Below are 24538 nucleotides of genomic sequence, written 5' to 3'. Positions count from 1 at the left end.
CAATGAAACCGAGGGCGTTACCCCAGGAGAAACGTCTGCGCCAACCCGGGCAGTGACCCAGGATGTCGTGGCACGGAACACGCGCAAGCACCATGTCGGGAGCGTCAACCTGCCTTAGCCTTCTCCCGCGCCACCCGGACCGGACGCCACCGCATCAGCCGGACCCGCGCCACCCGCGCCACCCACCGGATATCGCCGCCACCAGCCGGCACGAAGGCCGCCGCGTCACAATGGTGCCATGCCCAATCGCCTCGCCGACGCCATCAGCCCGTACCTGCGTTCGCACGCCGACAACCCCGTCGACTGGCAGCCGTGGGGTGAGGCCGCCTTCGCCGAGGCCCGCCGCCGGGACGTGCCGGTTCTCGTGTCGATCGGCTACGCCACCTGCCACTGGTGCCACGTGATGGCCCGCGAGAGCTTCAGCGACCCAGCGCTGGCCGCCTACCTCAACGAGAGGTTCGTGAGCATCAAGGTCGACCGGGAGGAGCATCCGGATGTCGACACCAGCTACCTCGCCGCCGCCGGCGCGTTCACCCAGAACCTCGGCTGGCCGCTGAACGTGTTCGTCACCCCGGCCGGCCGGCCGTTCCACGCCGGCACCTATTCGCCGCCGACGCCGCTGCCCGGGCATCCGGCGTTTCGCGATGTTCTCGCCGCCGTCACGGATGCCTGGATCAACCGCCGGGACGCCGTCGAAGACAGCGCGGCCGACCTGGCCGAAGCGCTCGGCCAGGCAGCGCCGGCGTCGGCGGGGGAGGTGCCGGACCAGGCCAGGCTCGCCGACACCGTTGCCCGGCTGGCGAGCGCCGAAGACCCGGTCTACGGCGGCTTCGGCGGCGCCCCCAAGTTTCCCGCGGCGCCGACCCTGGCCCTGCTGCTCGACCGCGCCGACGGCCGCGACCTGGCCCTGCGCACGCTCAAGGGAATGGGCGCGTCGCCGCTCCGCGACCCCATCGAGGGCGGCTTCTTCCGTTACGCCGTCAACCGCGACTGGAGCGACCCGCACTACGAACGGATGCTCTACGACAACGCGCAACTGCTCGAGCTGTACACCCGGGCCTGGATGCTCACCGGCGAACGCTGGGCCCGCATCGTGGCCGAGGGCCTGGTGCGCTTTCTCGGCGCCGTGTTGCAGCTGCCCGACGGCGGCTTCGCGAGCGCCCAGGACTCGGAGAGCACCGTGGACGGGGTGCGGGTCGAAGGCGGCTACTACGCCCTCGACGAAGACGCCCGCCGTGACCAGAGCCCGCCTGCCCTGGACGCCAAGGTGCTCACCGGCTGGAACGGACTGGCGATCGGGGCGCTCGCGATGGCCGGGCAGGCCTTCGCCGACGACACCTGGCTGCACCTGGCCCGCCGCGCCGCCGACCGGCTGCTCGAGCTGCACCGCCGGGGCGACGGCAGCCTGGTGCGGGCATCCATCGACGGCCGCCTCTCGCCCGCGGTCGCGACGCTGGAGGACTACGGCATGCTCGCCGGCGGCCTGCTCGAGCTCGCCACGGCCACGGGCGAGGTTGCCTATGCGGTCGCCGCCCGGGAGCTGATCGACCGGACCCTGCCCGATGCCGGACGCGGGTTCAGCGCTCCGGAAGGTGCCGACCCGGTGCTCACCGGTCAGGGCCTGGCCCTGACCACCGACCCCTCCGAGGGCGCCTACCCGTCCGGACTGTCGGCCATCGCCGCGGCCGCCTGGCGGCTGCACCTGCTCACCGGCGAGGGCCGCTACCGCGACGCGGCCACGGCCGGTATGGGGCGGCTGGTCGGCTCGGGCGAGCTCAACCCGCTCGCCTACGGCGCCGCCCTCCGCCTGGTCAGCGCCCTGACGTCCCCCATCGAGCAACTCGTCGTGGTGATGCCGAACCCGGGCCCCGGGCTGCCAGCCAGCACTGGTCCCGGCGATCCCGGCGATCCCGGCGATCTCGGCGATCTCGGCGATCCCGGCGATCCCGCCGGCCCCGCCAGTCCCGGCGGACCCGAGCTGCCCGCGAGTCCCGCCGGACCCGGCGATCCTGGCCCCGGCGACGCCGCCCAGGCCCTCGTTGACGCCGCACGGCGACACCACGGCCTGGTCGCGGTGGTCAGCGAGCAGCAGGGCGCAGCCTTTGCCGCAGCCGGCTTCGACCTGTTCGCCGACCGCACGACCCGCGACGGCCGCCCCACCGCCTACCTCTGCCGCGACTTCGTCTGCCGCCTGCCCACCACGGATGCCGCCGCACTCGCCTGACCCGCTCGCATCCGCCGCCCCGCCCGCTTCTCGAGCCGCTATCTGTTCCTGCTCCGGACAATTGCACCCGGCACGCCGGGTGCAATTGTCCGGAGCGGGCACAGTCGGGGACAGCGGCGCGGCCGGGCCCGCTGCCCGCGCCGCCCCACCGGCCGCGGCGCGGGGTCACGACCCGCACCCCGCGGCGACGTACACTAGATCGACATCTCTGTTCCCAGCGGGCCCTCGCCCGATCTGCACCGGGATGTCGATGCCCGGGAAAACCGGGCGCATACTCCGGGGCCTGGCGCATCGATGCCCGCCCCGCGGAGTTCCCCCCTCTGCATGTCCCGAACAGCCGCTCCGCACCCGCAGCCAGCCCTGCATCCGTTACCGCTTCACGTAATTCTCGCCAAGGAGGACCATGGCACGCTTTGACCGCACCGATTCCGCACGACAATCGCGATCCGCAAGCGGCAGCGGCTTCTCCGAGGCCGCACCGACTTCCACCGCCGATTCCACGCCGGACACCGGGTCGATTCCGGTGCTCTCGCTGAGCAGCGAACCTGAGCTGGTGCTGCTGACCCTCGACGACCGCACCCGCCGGTTCGACCGCGACGACGTTGTCGTGCGCAAGGGCGAGATCGCCCTGATCAACGGTCACTTCACCCCGCACGAATCCAGGGTCAGCGATCTGCTCGCCCTGGCCGACGCCCTCGACACCGCCGGCATCGACTACCTGCTGGTGCGCGGCGATCACGACCGCCCGGTCATCGCGGTCAACCGCAAGCGCCGCAAGAAGATCAGCCGCGCTCTGGCCGAGGCTTTCGCCAACACGCCCTTCTACCTCAAGCCGCTCGACGGCGACCCCGCCCGGCCGATCCTCGCCGCTGACGGCGCCCTCGCGACGCTGGGCACCTCCGACGTGTTCAGGGTCTACCAGCCGCGGATCGAACCGATCGGCCGGCTCCGCTACGGCGCCGAAACCGCGTTCCAGCTCGAGTTGTGGCGGTTCGGCGAGGACGAGATCGTCGCCCCCGTCGAGAACGCCCTGATGCGCCGCCGGCTGCCGCGCGCCGAGGCCCGCGAGACCACGGTCGAGCTGTTCGGCCGCACCTGGCGCACCCTGCAGAACATGTTCGACGACCTGGTCAGCGACATCAGCTTCGACATCGACCTGGTCTTCTCCTGGGTGGACGGCTCCTCCAGCGACTTCCAGAAGGCCCGCGCCCTGCGCATGGCCGGGTACGTCACAGGCTCCGGCGACGACTCGGATGCCCGCTTCCGCCAGATCGACGAACTCAAGTACGCCCTGCGGAGCGTCTACATGTTCGCGCCGTGGGTGCGCCGCATCTTCATCGCCACCGACTCGCCGGCTCCCGAGTGGCTGGTAGATCACCCGCGGGTGACCATCATGAACAGCGAAGACTTCTTCCCGGACGTCTCGGTGCTGCCCACCCACAATTCGCACGCCGTAGAGAGCCAGCTGCACCACATCCCGGGCATCGCCGAGCACTTCATCTACTCCAACGACGACATGTTCTTCGGCCGTCCGGTGGGACCTGAGCTGTTCTTCTCACCCGGCGGTGTCACCAAGTTCGTCGAGGCTGCGACCCGCATCGGCCTCGGCGACAACGACCCGAGCCGCAGCGGGTTCGAGAACGCCGCCCGGGTGAACCGTGCATTACTGCGCGAACGATTCGGCAAGGTCACCACCCGGCACCTCGAGCACACTCCGGCCCCGCTGCGCAAGAGCGTCATGGCCGAGCTGGAGGCTGAATTCCCCGAGGACTTCCGTCGCACCATGGCCAGCCGGTTCCGCTCGGCCACCGACATCTCGGTGACAAACTCGCTGTACCACTACTACGCGCTGGCCACCGGCCGCGCCGTGGAGCAGACCCAGGCCCGCTCCCTTTACGTGGAGACCACACTCAAGCTGGCGCTGCGGCAGATGAACAAGCTGCTCAAGCGCCGCGACCAGGACATGTTCTGCCTGAACGACGGCAGCTTCCCCGAGATCAGCGACGAGGTGCGCACCGCGGCCGTCACCGACTTCCTCGAGCGTTACTTCCCGATCGTGGCGCCGTGGGAACGCGAAAGCGTGATCGCGGCGAGCCAGCACGGCGAGGACACCCTCATCGAGAGCGCCCTCGGGCTGGGCAACGGTGACGTCAGCGCAGAATCCGGATCGGCGTGGTCATTGGCGGCTCGCGGTATGCGGGGAGACTTCCCGCAGCCATGATCTCGATGCCGGATGCGGCGAGGCGACGGGCGCTTTCGGCGGCGTCGACGTAGTCCAGCGGCTCGTATTCGCCCAGCGGCACCACCGAGTGCAGCACGGTGTCGGCGTAGACGTGCACGAGGTTGAACGCCCGCGCGCCGTCCCGGCCGCGGGTGCCGCCGACGGGAACGTTGAGGTCCTGCGTGTAACAGGTCGCCGACGCGACCGACACCGGAATGCCGGCGAAGGTGGCGGTGGAGGAGTAGTGCAGGTGTCCGGCCAGGATGCTGCGCACATCCGTGCCGCGGAGCACCTGCGCGAGGCTGGCCTGGTCACGCAGCTCCACCGCCACCGACAGGTCGAGCATGCTCGGCACCGGCGGGTGGTGCATGGCGAGGATGGTGCCGTCCGGCGCCGGGACTTTCAGCTGCTCGCCGAGCCATTCGAGCTGACGCTCGGAGATCTCGCCGTAGTGGCTGCCGGGCACCGTGGTGTCGAGGGTGATGATGCGCAGCCCGCCGACGTAGTCGACGTGGTCGATCGGGGCTTGGCTGGGCTCCTGGTCGAGCAGCTCGGTGCGGAAGTTCGCCCGGTTGTCGTGGTTGCCCATCACCCAGAGCACCTTGGCGCCCATGCGGGCGGCCGCGGGTTCGACGATGCCACGCAGCTGCGCGTAGGCGTGGGGCTCGCCCTTGTCGGCAAGGTCGCCGGTGATGATGATCGCGTTGGGCCGCCCGCCGGATGCTTCGACATCCGCGAACAACCGTTCGACGTGTGCGGCACTGTCCACGCTGCCGTAGAGACGATTGCCGTCTGCGAGCAGGTGCGTGTCGCTGAGGTGGAGAAGGAAATAATCCGGCCTGGGGTATTCGGCCGTTCGAATGCTCACGGAGCTTCCATTCGTTTGGTACTTAGGCACTTTACGGGGATTGCGCTGCGGATGCTACACAAACAAGTCGATCAGAGAAACATGAACATAGCGTGTCCAACACGCGAAAAGACAGGACCCGGGGTCAAAGGCCAGGGTCAACTCACATTGGTCGATGTGGTTGTGGCGGGCCAGCGGGTCCGGCCGCGCTCAGCGAAGACTCGGCCGGGCAGACTCGGCCGGGCAGACTCGGCCGGGCAGACTCGGCCGGGCCAGGGCACTAGCCAGCGCCGGATGCTGTCCGGCGAGTGTGCTGCCGCCCGGTCAGGGGTGGGTGAGTCCGGGTGCCGTGGGCGGCAGCACCGGGTTCTCGCCCTGCTCGTACGGTTCGAGGTGGTCGTGCTCGGCCGCAGCGGCCCGCCGTCGCTCCGACTCGAAGTCGCCCTCGAGCCCCGGGTATCCGCCGCGGTCGAGGGAACGGCCCGGGCCGGGCTGGGCCGTGTTCGACCGTTCCTTGTCCGACCGTTCGGGGTGCTCCCGTCGTGTCTTCCTGCTGAACATATTCCGACGCTACGCCACAGAATCCCCATGTCAAGGGAGAATTCGCGCGCCTACGGGTCCGGCGCGCACACCTGTTGTGCACCTTGCTTTCACGATTCACCCATGCAGTCGTGGGAAACTAGGGGGTGCCCTCGATCTCCCGCCTCACGCCCACCCGCTATATCGGCGCCGCGCTGCTCTGCATCGCCGCCTTCGCGGCGCTGTACCTGTTTTTCGTGCGCGACGTCACCGGACAGGGTATCGACCAGCTGGCCTTCAACGGGGCAGAGAACGGCACGACGGGCACCACGGTCACCCAACGGCTGCTGGACCTGATTCCCTCGGTGATGGTGGCCGTGGGCGCGATCATCAGCCTCATCATCGCCACGGTACGGCGGGCCTGGTTCCCGCTTGTGGTCGCCGTGACCGCCGCGATGGCTGCCGTGGTCACCACCCAGCTGCTCAAGAACGTGGTCCTCACCCGCCCCGACCTCGGCGTGGACGGCTACGACCCCAACTCATTCCCGTCCGGGCATACGACGGTGGCGGCGGCATCCGCGCTGGTGGTGTTTCTCGTGGCCAGCCCGCACACTCGATGGCTGGCCGGCACGATCGGAGCCGCGTTCGCCGTTGCAGCCGGGGTGTCGACCCTGGTGAGTCTGTGGCACCGGCCCAGCGACGTGATCGCTGCGCTGCTCGTGGTGGCCTTCTGGGGCTGTGTCGCCGGAGCCGTTCTCACCCGAGCCGGCGGCCGGCAACGCACCACCGGCATCCCCACCCCGGCCCGGGTGGGGTTGAAGTTGCAGACCTGGATCGCCGTTCTCGCCGCGATCGTCACCGCGGTGGCCGCGGGCATCGGCGCCACCGGGGCGTTCGGCATCTCGGATGCGCCGGTGGCCTATCTCGGCGCCGTCACCGCGATCGTCGCGGTGGGCTTCGTGCTCGCCATCACCGCCACCCGACTGTTCGACAGCCTGCCGTAGAGCGCAACTCCTGCAGAATCCGCCGGCCGGCACGCACTTCCGCGGAATTACCCCTGCCGCTGCCGGCCTGATCGAGAAATTGCAGGAGTTGTGCACCCCGGCGGTACTGGGAGCTGGCCGGCTCGCCGCGCGGGGGATGTGCCTACGGCGCGGTGCGTGTAACACTGGGGCATGGCCGTCACGCTGAGAGCGCTCCAGACCGTTGTCCCTCCCACCGTCCTTGTTCAGGAGCAGGTCAGGGATATCTTCGCCGCCCAACCCGGCCTCAGCCGGTTGGCTCAGCGGTTGGTGACCGCGTCCTTCAACCTGTCCGGGATCGATACCCGGCATACCGTGATCGAGGAACTCACCCTCGACGCGGATGTGGCCGAGCCGCAGTTCTTCGACGCCAAGACCCAGCGGCTACTGGTGCCCGGCACCCGGGCGCGCAACGAGCTCTACATCGAGCAGGCCACCAAGCTGTTCGTCGAGGCCGGCCGGCGCGCCCTGGCCGCCTGCCCGGGGCTGGAAGCCGGCGACATCACCCACGTCGTCACGGTGTCGTGCACGGGCTTCTACGCACCGGGCCCGGACTACATGCTGGTGCGAGAACTCGGCCTGGCGCCGTCGACCCAGCGCTACCACCTCGGTTTCATGGGCTGCTACGCGGCGATGCCGGCGCTCCGCACGGCCAAACAGTTCGTGGAGGCCGACCCGGACGCCGTGGTGCTCGTGGTCAGCGCCGAACTGTGCTCGCTGCACCTGCGTACCTCCAGCGACCCCGACACGATCGTGGCCTCGTCGCTGTTCTCGGATGGCGCGGCCGCCGGAATCGTGAGCAGCCGCCCACCGGTCGCCGGCGAGAACGCCCTGAACCTGGACCACTTCGAGACCGTGATCACGCCCGTGGGCGAGGGCGACATGGCCTGGAAGATCGGCGACGAGGGCTTCGAGATGGTGCTGAGCTCCTACGTGCCGCACATCATCGACGAGCACATCGAGTCGGCCCTTGCACCCCTGTTCGGCCGGGACGAGTCGCTCACCCGGGCCCTCGCGGCGGACGTGGTCGCCGAGGCCGGCGTGCTGGCCGCGCAGGCGCAGGAGCAGTCCCAGGACGGCGGGGAGAGCTCCGGTCAGGTGCTCACGGCCGCGTCGCCCGGGTCACAGCTGAGTACCGCGATCGCGCACTGGGCGATCCATCCAGGCGGGCGCAGCATCCTGGACAAGACCGAGGCCAAACTCGGTCTCACCGAGGCGCAACTGGTGCCGTCACGGGAGATCCTGCGCACCAACGGCAATATGTCCAGCGCCACCATCCTCTTTGTCATGAAGGCGATCCTCGACGGTGAGGCCACCGCCGACGGCGACCGGGTCTGTGCCATGGCGTTCGGACCCGGTCTGACCGTGGAGTCCGGCCTGATGACCGTGCAGCGCGGCTGAGCAGTGCTGCCCAGGCTCCGCGAACGGGCGGTCGACGCTGTCGAGATCATGGACGATCCGCACTGCGACGCCGAGACGTTGCGGCGCACCTACGCGAACTTCCGGTACGTCAACGCCGTGGTTTCCGGGCTGCGGCACACCTACCGGCGTGACATCCGGCCCCGGTTGTCGGCCGCCACCGACACCAGCCTGCTCGACATCGGCTCCGGTGGCGGCGACGTGGCCAGGTCGCTGGCCCGCTGGGCGGCCCGGGACGGGCTGCGCCTGCGGGTGCGGGCGATCGACCCGGATGCCCGGGCGCATGCCTACGCGACCGCCCACCCGCCGCTGCCCGGCCTGGACTTTCGCCGGGCGCTCAGCAGCGACCTCGTCGCCGCGGGGGAGCGCTACGACATTGTGCTCTCCAACCACGTGCTGCACCACCTCACCGGCGCCGAGCTCGGCGCCCTGCTGGTGGACTCCGAACGGCTCAGCCGGGGCATCGTGCTGCACGGCGACATCGAACGGGCCCCGCTGGCCTACCTCGGCTTCGGGCTGGGCACCTGGCCGTTCTTCCGCCGCTCCTTCATTCGCGCCGACGGGCTCACCTCGATCCGGCGCAGTTTCACCTGGCGGGAGCTCTCCGCCGTGGCGCCGCCGGGCTGGACCGTGCGCCGGGAGGTGCCGTACCGGCTGATGCTCTGTTGGCAGGCCCCCGCTGTCGCCGCAGCGCAGCCGGCCGAGGGAAGGCGAACGCATGCGTGACGTGATCGTGGTCGGCGGCGGCCCGGTGGGTATTCTGCTGGCCTGCCTGCTGGCCGAACGCGGCGTGGACGTTGAGGTGCTCGAACGGCGCACCGAACCGTCGATGCTGGCCAGGGCCATCGGCATCCACCCGCCGTCGATGCGGGTGCTTGGGCAGGCCGGCGTGGCCGAGCAGGTGCTCGCCCGCGCCGTGCGCATCGAGGCCGGCAGTGTGCAAAGCGGCGGCCGCACCCTCGGGCGGCTCTCGTTCGCGCGGATGACGGGGCGATTCCCGTTTGTCGTGGCCCTGCCGCAGCACGAGACCGAGGCGGTGCTGCGTGCACGGTTCGAGCAGCTGCGACCGGACGGCCTGCGCTCGGGTGTGGGCGTGGGCATGCTGCACGATCGCGGCCACCACGTAGACGTGATCGCCGAGCCCGGCGTCGGGACGGCCGTCGACGCATCCGACGAGCACGACGGCGACACCGGGCTCGAGATCGTGGGTTCGGCACGCTACGTGGTGGTCGCCGACGGCGCCCGCGGCCAGCTGCGCGACGCCGTCGGCATCGCCTCCCGGCCGCTCGGCGGCGGGGAGACCTACCTGATGGCCGACTACCCGGACACCGGCGAGCACGGCAGTGAGGCCGTGCTGTTCTTCGAACGGGGCGGTGTCGTGGAGTCGTTCCCGCTGCCGAACGGGCGGCGGCGGTGGGTGGCGATGACGCCCGCCCTGATGCCGGATGCGTCGATCGACGAGCTGACGGCTCTGGTCCTGGGGCGCACCGGCGTGCTGCTGCCGGCGTCGGATGCACAGCCGAGCTCGTTCTCGGTGCGGCAACGGCTGGCCGCCACGATGGTGCAGGGCCGGGTGCTGCTGGCGGGGGATGCCGCGCACGAGATCAGCCCGATCGGCGGGCAGGGCATGAACCTGGGTTGGCTCGACGCCGTGGCGCTGGCACCCGCGCTCACACACGCGCTCGCGCAGCCGATCGAGGCCAGGGTGACCCTCGCCGGCTACGATCGGCGCCGGCGCCGGAGCGCCCGGATGGCCGCCAGGCAGGCCGGCTTCAACATGGCCATGGGCCGGCCCGCCCGCGGGCTCCGGCTGCGGCTGCGCAACGTGGTCGTGCGGGTGCTCGCGACCCCGCCGCTGAACAGCCTGCTCACGAGGGCGTTCACGATGCGCTGGCTCTAGCGGGTCTCCACTCCGGCCGTGCCGGTCTCGTCGGTCGTACCTTCCTCGTCGGTCGAGCTTGTCGAGACCTGGTGACGTGGTCTGCGAGTCGTTCCCGTTTCGTTGGTCGAGCTTGTCGAGACCTGGTGACGTGGTCTGCGAGTCGTTCCCGTTTCGTTGGTCGAGCTTGTCGAGACCTCGTGCGGGGTCTCGACAAGCTCGACCAGCGGAAGACCGGTCGCCGCTCGTGCAGTTGAATAGAGGGGTGACTGGACCCGTGATCGACCTGCTCCGCGCCGACCTCGCCGCCGCCAACTTCTCGGTGACCGCCCTGACCGGGGTGTGGGGCATCGAAGCGGATGCCGCCCTGCACCGCAACCAGCGGGTGCCGGCCCTGCGGGCGCTCGCCCGGCTGCGCGCCACCCTCACCGTGCCGGAGGCCAATGTTGTGCTCGCCCAGCTCTTCGTGCTCGGCCTGCCCGTCGACCGCGCCGAGCTGGCGGCCGCCCTGCCCTCCCTCGGCCTCGACGGTGCCGAGACGCTCGGCCTGGTCACCGCTCACCACGCGCACACCGGCACCATCGACAACCCGACCGTGGACACCGGCGCGGCTCGGGTGGCACCGATGGTGGAGCTGCGGCCGTACAGTTTCGTGGACGCGCACGGTGCCGGCAGTTGGTGGATCACGTCGGACCTGGGCGAACTGGCCCTGGGGCATCCGCTCGGCGAAGGGCACGTGCTCGGCGTCGGCGGTGCCTCGCTCACCCTGAGCGCCCTGATGATCCCCACCCCGGTCGAGAGCGCGCTGGATCTCGGCACCGGCTGCGGCATCCAGGCCCTGCACGCCTCCCGGCACGCCGCCCGCGTGGTGGCCACCGACATCTCCGAGCGCGCCCTCGAGCTCGCCGCGTTGAACGCACGGCTGAACGGTGTCGAGAACATCGAGTTCCGGCTCGGCAGCCTGTTCGACCCGGTGGCGGGGGAGCGCTTCGACCACATCATCTCCAACCCGCCGTTCGTGATCACCCCGCGGGTGGAGGGTGTGCCCAGCTACGAGTACCGCGACGGTGGCCTCGTCGGGGACGCCCTCGTCGAGGCGGTGGTGCGCGGCGCCGCGGAACACCTCACCGCCGGCGGGGTGGCGCAGCTGCTCGGCAACTGGGAGTACCACGACGACGACGCCTTCGACCGGCTGACCGGCTGGCTGGAGCGCCCCGCCGGCGGGGAGGCCCCGTTGGACGTCTGGATCATCGAACGCGAGGTGCAGGCGCCTACCGGCTACGCCGAGACCTGGATCCGCGACGGCGGCACCCGCCCGGACACCCCCGACTTCGACCGGCTCTACGGCGCCTGGCTCGACGACTTCGAGGCGCGCGGGGTGCGCCAGGTGGGCTTCGGCTACATGCTGCTGCGCCGCCCGACGGATGCCCGCCGCCGCGCCGCCGCGCCGGCCCGGCCCCGCCTGCTGCGGCTCGAACGCCTGCCGGAGGCCCTCGGCCACAACCCGGCCGGCATCGGCCACCACCTGGCCGAGTGCCTGGCCGCGCACGACTGGCAGGCCGGACTGGACGACGACGCGCTGAGCCGCAGCACCCTCACCGTGGCCTCCGACGTCACCGAGGAACGCCACTTCTGGCCCGGTCAGGAAGACCCCACGCTGCTGACCCTGCACCAGGGCGGCGGCTTCGGCCGGTCGGTGTCGCTGGACACCGCCCAGGCCGCCCTGATCGGCGCCTGCGACGGCGAGCTGCCGGTGGGCGCCATCATCGACGCGATCGCCCAGCTGCTCGACGCCGACGCGGCGGCGTTGCGGGTCGAGCTGCTGCCCCGGGTGCGCGCCCTGCTCGACGACGGGTTCCTCGAGCCGCCCGCGGCCGGCTCCGGCGCCTGACCGGGCTCGACCGCCGCCGCATCCGCCCGCCCCAGCCCCGCCCCGCCCCCGCCCCGCCCAACTGGTGCCAAAGCGGACAAGTGCACCCGGTGTGCCGGGACCCTTTGTCCGCACGGGGAACAGTTGCGGCGCCGCACGGGGGACCGGCGCGCCCACGCTCGGTCGAAAGCCGGCGTCCGCACGCTGAGGTAGCGTGAGGGGTACCACTTCGAGGGTCCGAGAGGAGGGCGTCGCATGACGCGAACGCAGGTATGGAACGTCGAACCTTTCTGATCAGCTCCCTCACCGGGCTCTCGCTGCTCGCGCTCACCGGGTGCGTGCCGCCCAAGCCCACCCCGACGGGCACGCCCACCCCCAGCACCACGCCCGCGCCCTCCCTGGTGCCGCAGCCCCAGGACATGCTGCGCAGTTCCTGGTCGGACGACCCGTTCGCCCGCGGGTCCTACAGCTTCGCGGCGGTCTCCTCGACACCGCAGCAGCGCGAAGACCTCGCCGAACCCATCCTTGAGCGGCTCTTCTTCGCCGGCGAGGCGCTCTCCGACACCGCGCCCGGCACCGTGCAGGGCGCCCGCGGCTCCGGCCAGCGCGCCGCCAGGGCCGTGACGGATGTCGCCGAACCCGGCGAGCGGGTGGCCGTGATCGGCGCCGGCGCCGCCGGCATCGCCGCCGCCCGGTTGCTCGCCGACGCCGGGTTGACCGTGCTCGTCATCGAGGCCCGTGACAGGCTCGGCGGCCGCATCCACACCGTCACCAATGACTCGTGGCCGATACCCGTCGAGCTCGGCCCGTCGTTCATCGTGGCTAGCAACGCCCACTCCCTGGACGAGGAGTTCACCGGCCTCGAGGTCTCGCACGCGGCGTTCCCGACTGACCCGGAGGCCCGCACCCCGGACGGCACCGTCACCCCGGTCTCGCCCGTCGGCTCCGGCGCCGTCACTGCGGCGCTGGCCTGGGCCGCCGCCGAGGCCCAAGACACCTCCCTGGCCAAGGCGCTCGTCGCCACCGGCTCGGCCACGCTGTCGTCGACGGATGGTGACGCCGGCGTCTCCGACGCCGACTGGCTGGACTACCAGCTTGCCACCTCCACCACCCTGGAGTCCGGCGCCTCGACCGACGAGATGTCCGGCTGGTATGCCCCCACCCCCGAGGCCACGGCCGCCGACGACACCCGCATCGTGCTCGGCGGCTACCGCACCCTGCTCGACGAGGACGCGGCCGGCCTGGACGTGCTCTACTCCAGCGTGGTGACCCGCGTGGCGCACAGCGAGACATCCGTGAGTCTGCGCCTGGGCACCGGCGAATCACTCACCGTGGACCGGGCGATCGTGACCGTGCCGCTGGGCGTGCTCAAGAGCGACGTCATCGAATTCGACCCGCCGCTGCCGTTCGCGCACCGGGGCGCGATCGCCGCGCTAGGAATGGGCGTTCAGGACAAGATCTGGCTGCGCTTCGACGAACCGTTCTGGGACACCGATGCCGCCCTGTGGACCACGGTCGGTGACGACACCCTGGACTTCAGAGTCTGGGTGAACATGATGCCGCTGACCAACGAGCCGATCCTGGTGGGCTTCGTCAGCGGAGAGAAGGCCCTGGGGTTGGCGAAGTCCGATGACACCACCTTCACCGACGCGGCGCTGCGCAGCCTCGAGCCGTTCGCGATCGTCCCGACGGCCACGCCCACGCCCTGACCGGCCTTTCTGCAGAGGCCGCCGAATCGGCCACGTTGCCGCTGAAACATTAACGAGTAAAACTCAGAGTCCCGGTGTATTCTCCTCGAAACGTCTAGTCGGTAACGGGGCCGCCCATCTCAGGGACGCCCCACGGGGTAGATCCAGTCGTTTCCCTGCTGGTCGTGCCGACGGTGTCTGGTCGGGCGCCTTTCACCGTCGGACACCGGGTGCGGTCGCGATCCCGGTGCATCTGCACCGCGGCCAATGCCTCTGCTGATTGACCGTGTGAAACATGTATATTCTGACCAATCTTGATTCCATGTCGTTGCTCGACTTCGATACCAATCTGCCCTGCGAGGGCAGCCACCACCACCGGAGCCTGAGCGGTCACGCCGCTGCAGAGCCCGGGGCCTTCATGGTGATCTCACCGTGCTGCGGCCCGAAGGTGATCCAGTGCTCGCCGCGGGTGTCCGCCATGCAGGCTTCCGGCGTGCTGTACTGCGGCACCTGCGAGTCCGAGCACCTCACCAGCCAGTACACCTTCGTTCCGGTCGAGCAGTAGCGGGTGATGCCGGCCTGTTGGCCGGCATCCGCCCCGCTGGCATCCGCCCCGCCGGCCGGTCTAGTTCGGCACCGACGAGGTTCGGTCGCCGCGCGGCCGGGGCCGCCAACTGAGCCGCGATGTGGCCACGAGCACCGCCGCGATGCCCAGGAGCAGCACCACCGCTATCAGGCAGTACAGCAGCGTTTCGAGCGGGCCGCTGACCTGAGCGGGGTCGAGGAAGAAGTACGGGTACCAGCCCACGAACGAGCCGCGCACGAGCGTGAAGACGCCCCAGGCGATGGGGTAGGGCAGGATCCAGCGCAGGAAGCGCCAGGACAGCCGGGCCTTGCCGGTGTCGGTCAGCCAATCGAGCAGCGCGATCACGGGGATGTAGAAGTGCAGCACCTGGCTCGGCCAGGGCACCTCGATCGCGTAGTCGCGGGATGACGACTGGATGACGATGGTGAGGAATACGATCCCGGACACCAGGATGTACGTCGTCACGAGCGCCCGGAACAGGTCCAGCCACTGCGGGTCCTTCTCCTGCCGGAACGCCACGATCGCGCCGAGCACAAACGCGATCACCGCCGCGATCGCGCTTTGCACCGTGAAATAGCTGAAGACGTTGTACGCGGCGAAGGTGGGGAACAGCAGCACATACTCGTAGTTGCCGATCAGGCCGATGACGCCCGCCACCGCCAGCACAAGCCGGCCGATGCCGTAGCTGGAGCGCAGAGTCAGGCGCCGGCGCGCGCGCGACGGCTCGCGCTCATTCGGTTCCCCCCGCGGCCGAGAGGATTCGCGCACCGTCGGTCCCGTCCGGCCGGGACCGGATGCCTGCGCGCCCATACTCCCACGGTACGCCAGAGAGTCCCTCGCCCGTGGCCATCCCCGGTTCGGGCGGGCTGGCTACAGGCGGATGCTGAAACTCGCCTCGCCGTGTTCGGCCAGGTCGGTCACCTGCACCGACTCCACACTCGCCGAGCGCGGTCCGGTGTGCAGCCAGGCCAGCATCCGTTCGACGGCGTCGTCGTCGCCCTCGATCTCGGCTTCAACGGCGCCGTCTGGCCGGTTGCGCACGTAACCGCCCAGGCCCAGGGTGCCGGCCTGCGCCTCGGTGTAGTACCGAAACGCCACGCCCTGCACCATCCCGTTCACGATCACTCGCTTCCGACTCACGTTGCCCATTCTGTGCGCCCACCGCCGCCCCGGCAACCGCGGCAACCCCGGCGGCGTCGCTGCCGCCGCGGTTCCAGATGTAACACTTACCCGTTCGGACAATTGCACCCGGTGTGCCGGGTGCAAATGTCCGCAGCGGGACCAGTTGGGCTCGCGGGGTCGCGACCGGCTCGACCAGCGGTGCGGCTGAGCCGAGATCGGCCGCCGCGGGTTAGGCCGAGTCGCGCCAGACGATTTGGGTGTCGAGCAGGATGCCGCCGAGCTCGGGCGCCTCACCGCGCAGCTGGCTGAGCACCGACTCGGCCGCGCGTTGGCCCAGGCCCTTCGCGGGCTGGCGCACGGTGGAGAGCAGCGGCTGGCAGCGCAGGGCCCAGGCGCTGTCGTCGAAGCCGACGATGCCCACATCCTCCGGCACCCGCCGGCCGGCCTCACGCAGGGCGTTCAGCGCGCCGGCCGCGATCACGTCGGAGGCCGCGAAGACGCCGTCGATCAGCGGATCCTGGGCGAGCAGCGCGCTCATGCCGTCGCGGCCGTCGGCGTAGGTGTACAGCGGCACCGGAGCCACCAGGGCGGGGTCGAACCGTTCGCCCAGGGCATCCGTGAAGCCGGCCAGCCGGTCGGAGCCGGAGTCGCGGTCCAGCGCTGCGGCAATCATGCCGATACGGCGGCGGCCGGTACCAATCAGGCGTTCGGTGATGGCTCGGGCCGCGGCCCGGTTGTTGATTCCCACGTACGGCAGGTCGCGCAGATCCTGCGGATGTCCGACAAACGCCGCCGGCAGGTCCAACCGTTCGATCACCCGGGTGATCGGGTCTTGTTCTCGGGCCGACACCACGACGACCCCGTCGACGAAACCGCCGCTGAGGTAGCGCGCCACCCGTTCGGTGTCGCGCTCGGACTCGATGACCAGGCTCACCATCTGGTAGTCGGCTTGGGAGAGGGCGGAGTTGGCGCCGAGCATGATTTCGCCGATGTTCGGGTCCTCGAGGAACAGGGAGTGCGGCTCGTGCACGATCAGGCCCACCGCCTGGGAGCGCTGCATCACGAGGTTGCGCGCGGCTGTGTTCGGCACGTAGCCGACCTTCTCGATGGCCGCCTCGATGGCCACGCGAGCCTCGGCCGAGACGTAGGGCTCGTTGTTCACCACCCGGCTGACGGTGCCGCGGGAGACCCCGGCTTCCGCGGCGACGTCGTGGATCGTCGCGCGCCTGCGCCGCCCCGGAATCGTCACCATTCGATAACTGTACCCGTCCGTCGGCTTGACATAGCGGCCGCGCTGTACATACTCTGTGTACGTTCACAGACACTCAATGAGGAGTCATTTGCTTCTCGATCTGTGCACGTTCACAGAACGACAGATCGAGGCTGGTCCCACCGGGCCGGTACCGCAGAAGCAGGAGCAGATGAACACCCCAGTAGCCACCCCGGCCGTGACGCACCAGGTCACCGCGGCGACCCCGTTCGTGCAGAACGGCATCGCCTACGGCTGCGACTACAACCCCGAGCAGTGGGGACCGGAGGTCTGGGCCGAAGACGTCGTGCTCATGCAGCAGGCCGGCGTCGACCTCGTTGCGATCAACATCTTCGGCTGGTCCGCCCTCGAACCGGCTCCGGGGGAGTACGACTTCACCCTGCTCGACATCATCGTGGACCTGCTGCACGATCACGGCATCCGGGTGAACCTGGGCACCGGCACCTCCTCTCCGCCGCCGTGGTTGACCACGCTGCACCCGGAGATCCTGCCGCAGACCGAGGACGGCACCACCCGCTACCCCGGCGGCCGCCAGGCCTGGTGCCCGAGCTCGCCGGTGTTCCGCGAGCACGCGCTGCGCCTGGTGGAGCAGGTGGCCCGGCGCTACGGCGACCACCCGGCCGTGGTCCTCTGGCATGTGTCCAACGAGCTCGGTTGCCACAACGCGCTCTGCTACGACGACGACACCGCCGCCGCCTTCCGGCTCTGGCTCGAGGCCAAGTACTGCACCATCGGCGCCCTCAACGCCGCCTGGGGCACGAGCTTCTGGAGCCAGCGCTACACCGCCTGGGCCGAGGTGCACACCCCCCGGCTCACCCTGTCCAGCCGCAACCCGGGCCAGGTGCTCGACTTCCAGCGGTTCAGCTCCGACGAACTGCTCGGCTACTACCGCGCCGAAGAGGCCGTCATCCGCCGGCACAGCGCCGTGCCGGTCACGACGAACTTCATGGTCACCGCGCACATCAAGAACCTCGACTACTGGCGCTGGGCATCCGCGGTCGACGTGGTCGCCAATGACCACTACCTCGACCACCGCCTCGCCGACCCGACCACCGAGCTGGCCTTCGCCGCCGACCTCACCCGCGGCCTGGCCGGCGGCGATGCCTGGCTGCTGATGGAGCAGGCCACCAGCGCCGTCAACTGGCAGCCGATGAACCTGGCCAAGACGCCGGGGGAGCTCACCCGCAACTCGCTTGCCCATGTGGCCCGCGGTGCCGAGGCAATCTGTTTCTTCCAGTGGCGCGCCTCCCAGCAGGGCTCGGAGAAGTTCCATTCCGCCCTGGTGCCGCACGCCGGCACCGACACCGTGCTCTGGCGCGAGGTCGTGGAACTCGGCGCGACCTTGGACAGGCTCGACGAGGTCATCGGCAGCCGCGTCGTGGCGGATACCGCGATCCTGTTCAGCTGGGAGGCCTGGTGGGCCGGCGACGGTGAATCCCGGCCGTCCAAGTCGGTGAAATACCTCGAGCAGGTGCACGCCGCCTACACCGCGTTGCACCGGCTGGGCGTCACCGTCGACATCGTCTCGCCGGATGCCGACCTGGCCGGCTACACCCTCGTCGTGGTGCCCGCGCTGTACCTGGCCACCGACGCGCAGGCCGCCAACCTCACCGGTTTCGTCGCCGACGGCGGCCACACCCTGGTCACCTTCTACAGCGGCATCGTCGACGAAGACGACCGGGTACGCCTCGGCGGCTACCCCGGCGCCTTCCGCGACCTGCTCGGCGTGCGCGTGGAAGAGTTCGTGCCTCTGCCACCGGGCAGCGCTGTGGGCCTGCACGCCCCGATCGGGCTGACCGCCGACGCGACCGGCACCCTGTGGACCGAGCGCCTGCAGCTGGCCGGGGCCGAGGCCGTGGCGCACTACACTGACGGCGCCCTCACCGGTGTGCCCGCGCTCACCCGCAACCGGCACGGCGCCGGCACCGCCTGGTACCTGGCCACCGCGCCCGACTCCGACACCTACCGCGACATTCTCCGCACCATCGCCGGGCAGGCCCGCGTCACCGCGGCCGGCCCGGAGGGTGACGGCCTGGTCGAGGTCATCCGTCGCGCCGCAGCCGACCGCTCCTACCGCTTCATCATCAACCACGGCGACACCGACGTGGAGGTGAGCGCGGCGGGGGTCGAGCTCGTCACCGGCGCCACCATCGCCAGCACCCTGCGCGTACCGGCCGGAGCCGTTCGCGTCATCAGAGAGGACCCCGCATCATGAGCGCACCAGCCCTTCCGGCCGCGGATGCCCGGAGCGCGGCACCCCGCAGCCCGGCAGCCCGGCCCCGCAGGATCAAGGTTGCGCACCCGCGCGCGATCGCGATTTTCATCGTGCCCTTCGCCGTGCTGTTCACGCTGTTCTACCTGATCCCGATCGGGTACGCGATCTACCAGTCGCTGCTCGTGGTGGAGCGCGACGGCACCTTCGGCAAGGCCACCCAGGTCTTCGGCGGGCTGACGCAGTACATCGCGGTGTTCCAGAACGGACCGTTCTGGGAATCCATCGGCCGGGTGCTCGCCTTCGGCGTGGTGCAGGTGCCGGTGATGCTCGGCCTGGCGCTGCTCTTCGCGCTGCTGCTGGATTCCCCGCTGCTCCGCGGCAAGCGCTTCTTCAGGCTCGCGTTCTTCGTGCCCTATGCCGTCCCCGGCGTCATCGCCGCGATCATGTGGGGCTTCCTCTACTCGCCCAACCTGTCGCCGTTCACGGCGCTGACCAGCAACGTCAGCTTCCTCTCCGCCGACCTGGTGCTCTGGGCCATCGCCAACGTCGTCACCTGGGTTTACGTGGGCTACAACATGCTCATCATCTACTCGGCCCTGCTGGCGATCCCCACCGAGATCTACGAGGCCGCCCGCCTCGACGGCGCCGGGCAGCTGCGCATCGCCTGGTCGATCAAGATCCCGCTGATCATGCCCGCGATCGTGCTCACCGGCATCTTCTCCATCATCGGCACCCTCCAGCTACTCGCCGAACCGCAGGTGTTCCGCACCTTCAGCTCCGCCGTGACCAGCACCTTCACGCCCAACCTGATGGTCTACTCCACCTCCTCCATCCCCAACGTGAGTCTCGCCGCCGCGTTCAGCGTGGTGCTGGCCCTGGCCACCTTCGTGCTCTCGTTCTCGTTCCTCAAGTTCACCCAGCGGAAGGAAGGCAAATGAGCGCCCTCACCGAGACTCCGGCCGCCACCCGCGCCGCGAAGCGTGCCAGGAACAACAACCCGGCTCCGAAGGTCGCCAAGGAGAGCCCGCTTTCCCGGATCGGCGCGATGACCGTGATGCTCGTCTTCACGCTCTACTTCCTCATCCCGATCTGGTGGCTGTTCATCGCCGGCACCAAGAGCAGCACGCAGTTCACCAACACCAACCCGCTCTGGTTCGCCGACTTCAACCTGTTCGCCAACATCGGCAACCTGGTGGCCTACCGTGACGGCGTCTTCCTCAAGTGGATGCTCAACAGTGCCCTCTACGCCGGCGCCGGCGCCCTGCTGGCCACCCTGTTCGCCGCCATGTGCGGTTACGCCTTGGCGAAGTACCGCTTCCCGGGCCGGGAACTGCTCTTCAACATCGTGCTCGGCGGGGTGCTGGTGCCCGCCACCGCGCTGGCGCTGCCGCTGTTCCTGATCTTCAGCCAGGTCAGCCTCACCAACACCTTCTGGGCGGTGTTCCTGCCCAGCCTGGTCAGCCCGTTCGGCGTGTACCTCACCCGCATCTTCGCCGCGGCGAGCGTGCCGGATGAACTCATCGAGGCCGCCCGTCTCGACGGCGCCGGCGAGGTGCGCACCTTCTTCACCGTCTCGGTGAAGCTGATGTTCCCCGCCCTGGTGACGGTGTTCCTCTTCCAGTTCGTGGCCATCTGGAACAACTTCTTCCTGCCGCTGATCATGCTGCGCGACGAGACCCTGTTCCCCGTCACCCTGGGCCTCTACGCCTGGAACTCGCAGGTCAACCAGATCCCCGAACTGCGCGGCTACGTGCTCATCGGCGCGCTGCTGTCGATCGTCCCGCTGATCATTCTGTTCCTGCTGCTGCAGCGCTTCTGGCGCAACGGCCTCGGCGCCGGCAGCGTCAAGTAGTCTCCCTCAACTTTTTGACCGCACGACCAGCCTTACCCGCACCATCCTGCACCACCTTGCACCACTCCTTTTCAGCGAAAACCCAACAAAGGAAAACAATGCGAATCACCAAGAGAGCGGCCACCGTTGCCCTGCTCACCGCAGCCACGGTGGCCCTGACCGGCTGCTCCGCTGCCGGCGACACCACCACCGGTGGCGACGACGCTGCCGCCTGCGAGCCCGCCGAGGGCAAGGTCGACCTGACCTTCACGTCCTGGATCCCCGGCATCGAAGACGTCGTCGACGTGTGGAACGAGGCCAACCCCGACATCCAGGTGGCTGTGCAGACCGGCCCGAACGGCAACGGCGGCACCTATGCCAACTTCTTCAACCAGCTCGAGGCCGGCAACGCGCCCGACCTCGGCCAGATCGAATACGACGCCCTGCCCAACTTCCGGGTGCAGGACGGCCTGATGAACCTCGCATCCTGCGACGGTGTCCTGGACGCCAAGGCAGACTTCGTCGACTGGACCTGGGGACAGGTCAGCTTCAACGAGGACGACGCCGCCTACGCCATCCCGCAGGACTCCGGCCCCATGGCCATGTTCTACCGGGCCGACCTCTTCGAGGCCAACGGCATCGCGATCCCCACCACCTGGGCCGAGTTCGCCACGGCGGCCGAGCAGGTGCGTGCCACCGGTTCGTACATCACCAACTTCTCGCAGAGTGACATCAACCAGTTCGCCGGACTCGTCTGGCAGGCCGGCGGCACCTGGTTCGGCAACGACGGCACCGACTGGAACGTCGACCTCACCGGCGACGAGTCCATCAAGGTCGCCGACTACTGGCAGGACCTGATCGACCGGGACCTCGTCTCGACCCAGCCGCCGTGGACCACCGAGTGGGACAACGCCTACAACACCGGCGCCGCATGGACCTGGAACTCCGCAGCCTGGGGTGCAAACTCCATCGCCAGCGGCGCGCCCGACACCGCGGGCAAGTGGGCCGTCGCGGCCTCCCCGCAGTGGGAAGCCGGCGATGAGGCCAGTGGCAACTGGGGTGGCTCGTCCACCGCAGTGTTCACCGGTTCCAAGCACCCGTACGAAGCCGCGCAGTTCGCCCTGTGGCTGAACAGCTCCAGCGAGTCGCTCACCATGCTCAACGAGTCGGCGAACCTGTACCCGGCCGCCAAGGCCGGCCTGGACCTCCCCGTGCTCAAGGAAGGCGTGGAGTTCTACGGCGACCAGCCGATCTACGACGTCTTCGCGAAGGCATCCGGCGAGGTCTCGGCTGACTTCGTCTGGGGCCCGACCATGACCCAGACGTACAACGATGTCTCGGACGGCTTCAAGGCCGCCGTGAGCGGTAACGGCACCCTGGCCGAGGCACTGACCACCGGTCAGAGCGCCACGATCAAGGCGCTGCAGGCGCAGTCCATTCCCGTCAAGGAGTAGCTGACCCGTTCGCGTGATACCCGTACCGCCCGGCGCCTCTCGTGCCGGGCGGTACTCTCGTGTCGGGGACAAGGCTCGCCCACTTTTGCTAGTGGGTGTGCGTTCGGACTAGCAGTTTTGGGCGAGTCAGCTTTTTGTTTGCCAAAGAAGAGAGCAATGTCATGATTCACCACCTCCGTGCCGCCGGCACCAGCCTTGTTCTCGACGCCTCGGGCAGCGGAGCGCCGGTGATCGTGCACTGGGGCGCCGACCTCGGCGAGCTGGCCCCGACCGACCTGGCCGCGCTGGCCGCGGCGAGCGTGCCGCCGGTCGGCCCCAGCTCGATCGACGCGCCGCTCCGGCTCAGCCTGCTGCCCGCCCTCGCCGAGGGCTGGAGCGGCCGGCCGGCCCTGAGCGGGTTTCGCGCCGGCAGCGGCACCGGCGGCGGCACGGGCGGCGGCACCGGCAGCGGCACGGGCAGCGGCACCCTCGACCCGGCGCTGACCCTGGTGGCGGTGCGCGAGCGCGGTGCGAACACGCTGGCCGTCGAGCTGGCGGATGCTGACGCATCCGTCACCGTGACGACCGACCTCGAACTCACCGTGCAGGGCGTGCTGCGGATGCGGCACACCGTGACCAACACCGGCGCCAGCAGCCTCGAACTCGCCGGTCTCGACGTGACACTGCCCGTGCCCGACCGGGCGGCCGAGCTGCTCGACTTCACCGGACTGTGGAGCCACGAACGCCGCCCGCAGCGCAGCACGCTGCGGCAGGGCGTCTGGAGCCGGGAATCCCGGCACGGCCGGCCCGGCCACGACGACTCCTACCTCACCGTGGCCGGCACCCCCGGCTTCGGCTTCCGCGTCGGCGAGGTGTGGGCGGTGCACCTCGCGTTCAGCGGCGACAAGCGGGTGTGGGCTGAGCGGAGCGCCCTCGGCTTCGCCACCCTCGGCGCGGGCGAGCTGCTCGCCCCCGGCGAACTGAGCCTGGCCGCGGGGGAGAGCTACACCAGCCCGTGGACCGTGGCGGTGTACTCCGACGCGGGCCTGGACGGGCTCAGCGCCCGGCTGCACCCGTGGATCCGGTCCTGGTCGACCATCACCGGCCCGCGCAAGGTGCTGCTGAACACCTGGGAGGCGGTGTACTTCGACCACGACCTGCCCACCCTCGGCCGCCTCGTCGACGCCGCCGCGCGAGTGGGCGTAGAACGGTTCGTGCTCGACGACGGCTGGTTCTCCGGCCGCACCGACGACCAGCGGGCGCTCGGCGACTGGTTCGTCGACGCCGCCAAATGGCCGGAAGGCCTGCACCCACTCATCGACCGGGTGCACACGGCGGGCCTCGACTTCGGCCTCTGGGTGGAACCCGAGATGGTCAACCCCGACTCCGACCTGGCCCGGGCGCACCCGGACTGGCTGCTCGGGTCGGCATCCGCCCCCACCTGGCGGGGGCAGCGAGTGCTCGACCTGGCCAACCCGGATGCCTTCGCCTGGCTGCTCGGACGGCTCACCGCGCTGCTGGCCGAGTACCCGATCGCGTACCTCAAGTGGGACCACAACCGCGACCTGCTCGGCGGGTCGGTGCACCGGCAGACCGCGGCGCTGTACAGGTTGATCGACGCCGTGCGCGCCGCGCAGCCCGGCCTGGAGATCGAGTCCTGCGCCTCCGGCGGCGCCCGGATCGACCTGGGGATCCTCGAGCGGGTGGACCGGGTCTGGACCAGCGACACCAACGACCCGCTGGAGCGCCAACAGATCCAGCGCTACACGAGCGTGCTCGTGCCGCCGGAATACCTCGGCGGCCACCTCGGCGCCGCCACCGCGCACACCACCGGGCGCACCTCGGCGCTGGGCTTCCGCCTGGCCACCGCGCTGTTCGGCAGCGCCGGCATCGAGTGGGACCTCACCCGGGCGACGGCGGTCGACCTGGACCAGATCGCGGCCTGGATCGCCATCTATAAGGAGCGTCGGGCGCTGCTGCACGGCGGCACCGTCGTGCACGCCGACGCGTCCGACCCGGCGATCGAGCTGCACGGTGTGGTGGCAGCGGATGGCGCCTCCGCCGTCTTCGCCCAGGTCGCCCTGGCTGCGCCGCGCACCGCGTTGCCCGCCCCGATCCGCTTTCCCGGCCTCGACCCCGAGCGGCGCTACCGGGTGCGGCCGCTGCTCGCGGGTCCGGCGCCGCTCGCCGTGCAAACCCTGCCGCCGGCCTGGCTGGCCGCCGATGCGCCGGAGTTGGTGCTCAGCGGCGCCGTGCTCGCCCGAGTGGGCCTGCCCGCCCCGCTGCTCACCCCGGAGCAGGCCGCCCTGTTCAGCCTCGACGCGGTCTGAGCCCACCGACTCTGAGCCCCGAACCTCTCGTGGGGACTGTCCTTTCGTGGGGACTGTCCTTT

Annotated in this window: 19 protein-coding genes; 14 read left to right on the top strand and 5 right to left on the bottom strand. The window is 70.0% G+C overall.

Annotated elements, in window-relative coordinates; genetic code table 11:
- The first annotated feature begins 238 nt into the window (after window positions 1-238).
- Complete coding sequence (locus BJQ95_RS14230) at window positions 239-2224, top strand: thioredoxin domain-containing protein (protein ID WP_240694929.1); 1986 nt, start codon at window positions 239-241, stop codon at window positions 2222-2224.
- Between the two features lie 403 nt (window positions 2225-2627).
- Window positions 2628-4445 carry a stealth family protein gene (locus BJQ95_RS14225; RefSeq protein WP_130179155.1) on the top strand — a complete coding sequence of 606 codons (1818 nt, stop codon included), beginning with the start codon at window positions 2628-2630 and terminating at the stop codon, window positions 4443-4445.
- Here the strand turns inward: BJQ95_RS14225 and BJQ95_RS14220 are convergent.
- Together BJQ95_RS14220 and BJQ95_RS14215 are read right to left on the bottom strand one after the other, a co-directional pair.
- Entirely contained in the window at window positions 4375-5313 is a 939-nt protein-coding gene (locus BJQ95_RS14220) for a phosphodiesterase (protein WP_130179154.1), read from the bottom strand. The genes BJQ95_RS14225 and BJQ95_RS14220 overlap by 71 nt on opposite strands.
- A gap of 303 nt (window positions 5314-5616) precedes the next feature.
- Window positions 5617-5853, bottom strand: coding sequence for a hypothetical protein (locus BJQ95_RS14215; protein ID WP_130179153.1), 237 nt, complete (start codon window positions 5851-5853; stop codon window positions 5617-5619).
- 125 nt (window positions 5854-5978) lie between these two features.
- Between BJQ95_RS14215 and BJQ95_RS14210 the strand changes: the two genes are divergently transcribed.
- From BJQ95_RS14210 to BJQ95_RS14180, 7 genes are all read left to right on the top strand, one after another.
- Entirely contained in the window at window positions 5979-6815 is an 837-nt protein-coding gene (locus BJQ95_RS14210; RefSeq protein WP_240694928.1) for a phosphatase PAP2 family protein, read from the top strand.
- Between the two features lie 171 nt (window positions 6816-6986).
- Window positions 6987-8234: a type III polyketide synthase gene (locus BJQ95_RS14205; RefSeq protein WP_130179152.1), complete on the top strand. Its 1248-nt coding sequence runs from the start codon at window positions 6987-6989 to the stop codon at window positions 8232-8234.
- Window positions 8235-8282: 48 nt separating this feature from the next.
- Complete coding sequence (locus BJQ95_RS14200; protein ID WP_240694927.1) at window positions 8283-8978, top strand: methyltransferase domain-containing protein; 696 nt, start codon at window positions 8283-8285, stop codon at window positions 8976-8978.
- A complete protein-coding gene (locus BJQ95_RS14195) occupies window positions 8971-10152 on the top strand; it encodes an NAD(P)/FAD-dependent oxidoreductase (RefSeq protein WP_130179151.1) in 1182 nt (393 codons plus the stop codon). Before BJQ95_RS14200 ends, BJQ95_RS14195 begins: the two co-directional genes overlap by 8 nt.
- A 244-nt stretch (window positions 10153-10396) precedes the next feature.
- Window positions 10397-12022, top strand: coding sequence for a methyltransferase (locus BJQ95_RS14190; RefSeq protein WP_240694926.1), 1626 nt, complete (start codon window positions 10397-10399; stop codon window positions 12020-12022).
- 251 nt (window positions 12023-12273) lie between these two features.
- Window positions 12274-13710, top strand: coding sequence for a flavin monoamine oxidase family protein (locus tag BJQ95_RS14185; RefSeq protein WP_256041392.1), 1437 nt, complete (start codon window positions 12274-12276; stop codon window positions 13708-13710).
- A 274-nt stretch (window positions 13711-13984) separates the two neighbouring features.
- Window positions 13985-14254: a hypothetical protein gene (locus tag BJQ95_RS14180; protein WP_130177070.1), complete on the top strand. Its 270-nt coding sequence runs from the start codon at window positions 13985-13987 to the stop codon at window positions 14252-14254.
- 60 nt (window positions 14255-14314) lie between these two features.
- On the opposite strand, the gene BJQ95_RS14175 is transcribed toward BJQ95_RS14180, so the two are convergent.
- From BJQ95_RS14175 to BJQ95_RS14165, 3 genes are all read right to left on the bottom strand, one after another.
- Window positions 14315-15085, bottom strand: coding sequence for a Pr6Pr family membrane protein (locus tag BJQ95_RS14175; RefSeq protein WP_130177071.1), 771 nt, complete (start codon window positions 15083-15085; stop codon window positions 14315-14317).
- Between the two features lie 60 nt (window positions 15086-15145).
- Window positions 15146-15415 carry an acylphosphatase gene (locus tag BJQ95_RS14170; protein ID WP_370688340.1) on the bottom strand — a complete coding sequence of 90 codons (270 nt, stop codon included), beginning with the start codon at window positions 15413-15415 and terminating at the stop codon, window positions 15146-15148.
- Between the two features lie 211 nt (window positions 15416-15626).
- A complete protein-coding gene (locus BJQ95_RS14165) occupies window positions 15627-16649 on the bottom strand; it encodes a LacI family DNA-binding transcriptional regulator (RefSeq protein ID WP_130177073.1) in 1023 nt (340 codons plus the stop codon).
- A gap of 169 nt (window positions 16650-16818) precedes the next feature.
- Here BJQ95_RS14165 and BJQ95_RS14160 point away from each other — a divergent pair, with 169 nt between their 5' ends.
- The 5 genes from BJQ95_RS14160 to BJQ95_RS14140 all read left to right on the top strand — a co-directional run bounded on the left by BJQ95_RS14160 (window position 16819) and on the right by BJQ95_RS14140 (window position 24476).
- On the top strand, window positions 16819-18882 hold the full coding sequence (locus tag BJQ95_RS14160; RefSeq protein WP_130177074.1) for a beta-galactosidase: 2064 nt from the start codon (window positions 16819-16821) through the stop codon (window positions 18880-18882).
- Window positions 18879-19820: a carbohydrate ABC transporter permease gene (locus BJQ95_RS14155; RefSeq protein ID WP_130177075.1), complete on the top strand. Its 942-nt coding sequence runs from the start codon at window positions 18879-18881 to the stop codon at window positions 19818-19820. The genes BJQ95_RS14160 and BJQ95_RS14155 overlap by 4 nt, the downstream gene beginning before the upstream one ends.
- Entirely contained in the window at window positions 19817-20734 is a 918-nt protein-coding gene (locus BJQ95_RS14150; RefSeq protein WP_130177076.1) for a carbohydrate ABC transporter permease, read from the top strand. Before BJQ95_RS14155 ends, BJQ95_RS14150 begins: the two co-directional genes overlap by 4 nt.
- A gap of 98 nt (window positions 20735-20832) precedes the next feature.
- The gene (locus BJQ95_RS14145) at window positions 20833-22167 is read left to right on the top strand and encodes an ABC transporter substrate-binding protein (RefSeq protein WP_130177077.1); all 1335 of its coding nucleotides are present in this window, start codon (window positions 20833-20835) and stop codon (window positions 22165-22167) included.
- 161 nt (window positions 22168-22328) lie between these two features.
- Window positions 22329-24476 (top strand): alpha-galactosidase, encoded by a 2148-nt coding sequence (locus BJQ95_RS14140; RefSeq protein ID WP_130177078.1) that lies wholly within the window; start codon window positions 22329-22331, stop codon window positions 24474-24476.
- The last annotated feature ends 62 nt before the right edge of the window (window positions 24477-24538 follow it).

It is taken from the genome of Cryobacterium sp. SO1 (assembly GCF_004210215.2).
In the GTDB taxonomy this organism is placed as follows: domain Bacteria; phylum Actinomycetota; class Actinomycetes; order Actinomycetales; family Microbacteriaceae; genus Cryobacterium.
Note: the sequence above shows the minus strand (reverse complement) of the source record. Positions and strands in the feature narration are given on the sequence as shown.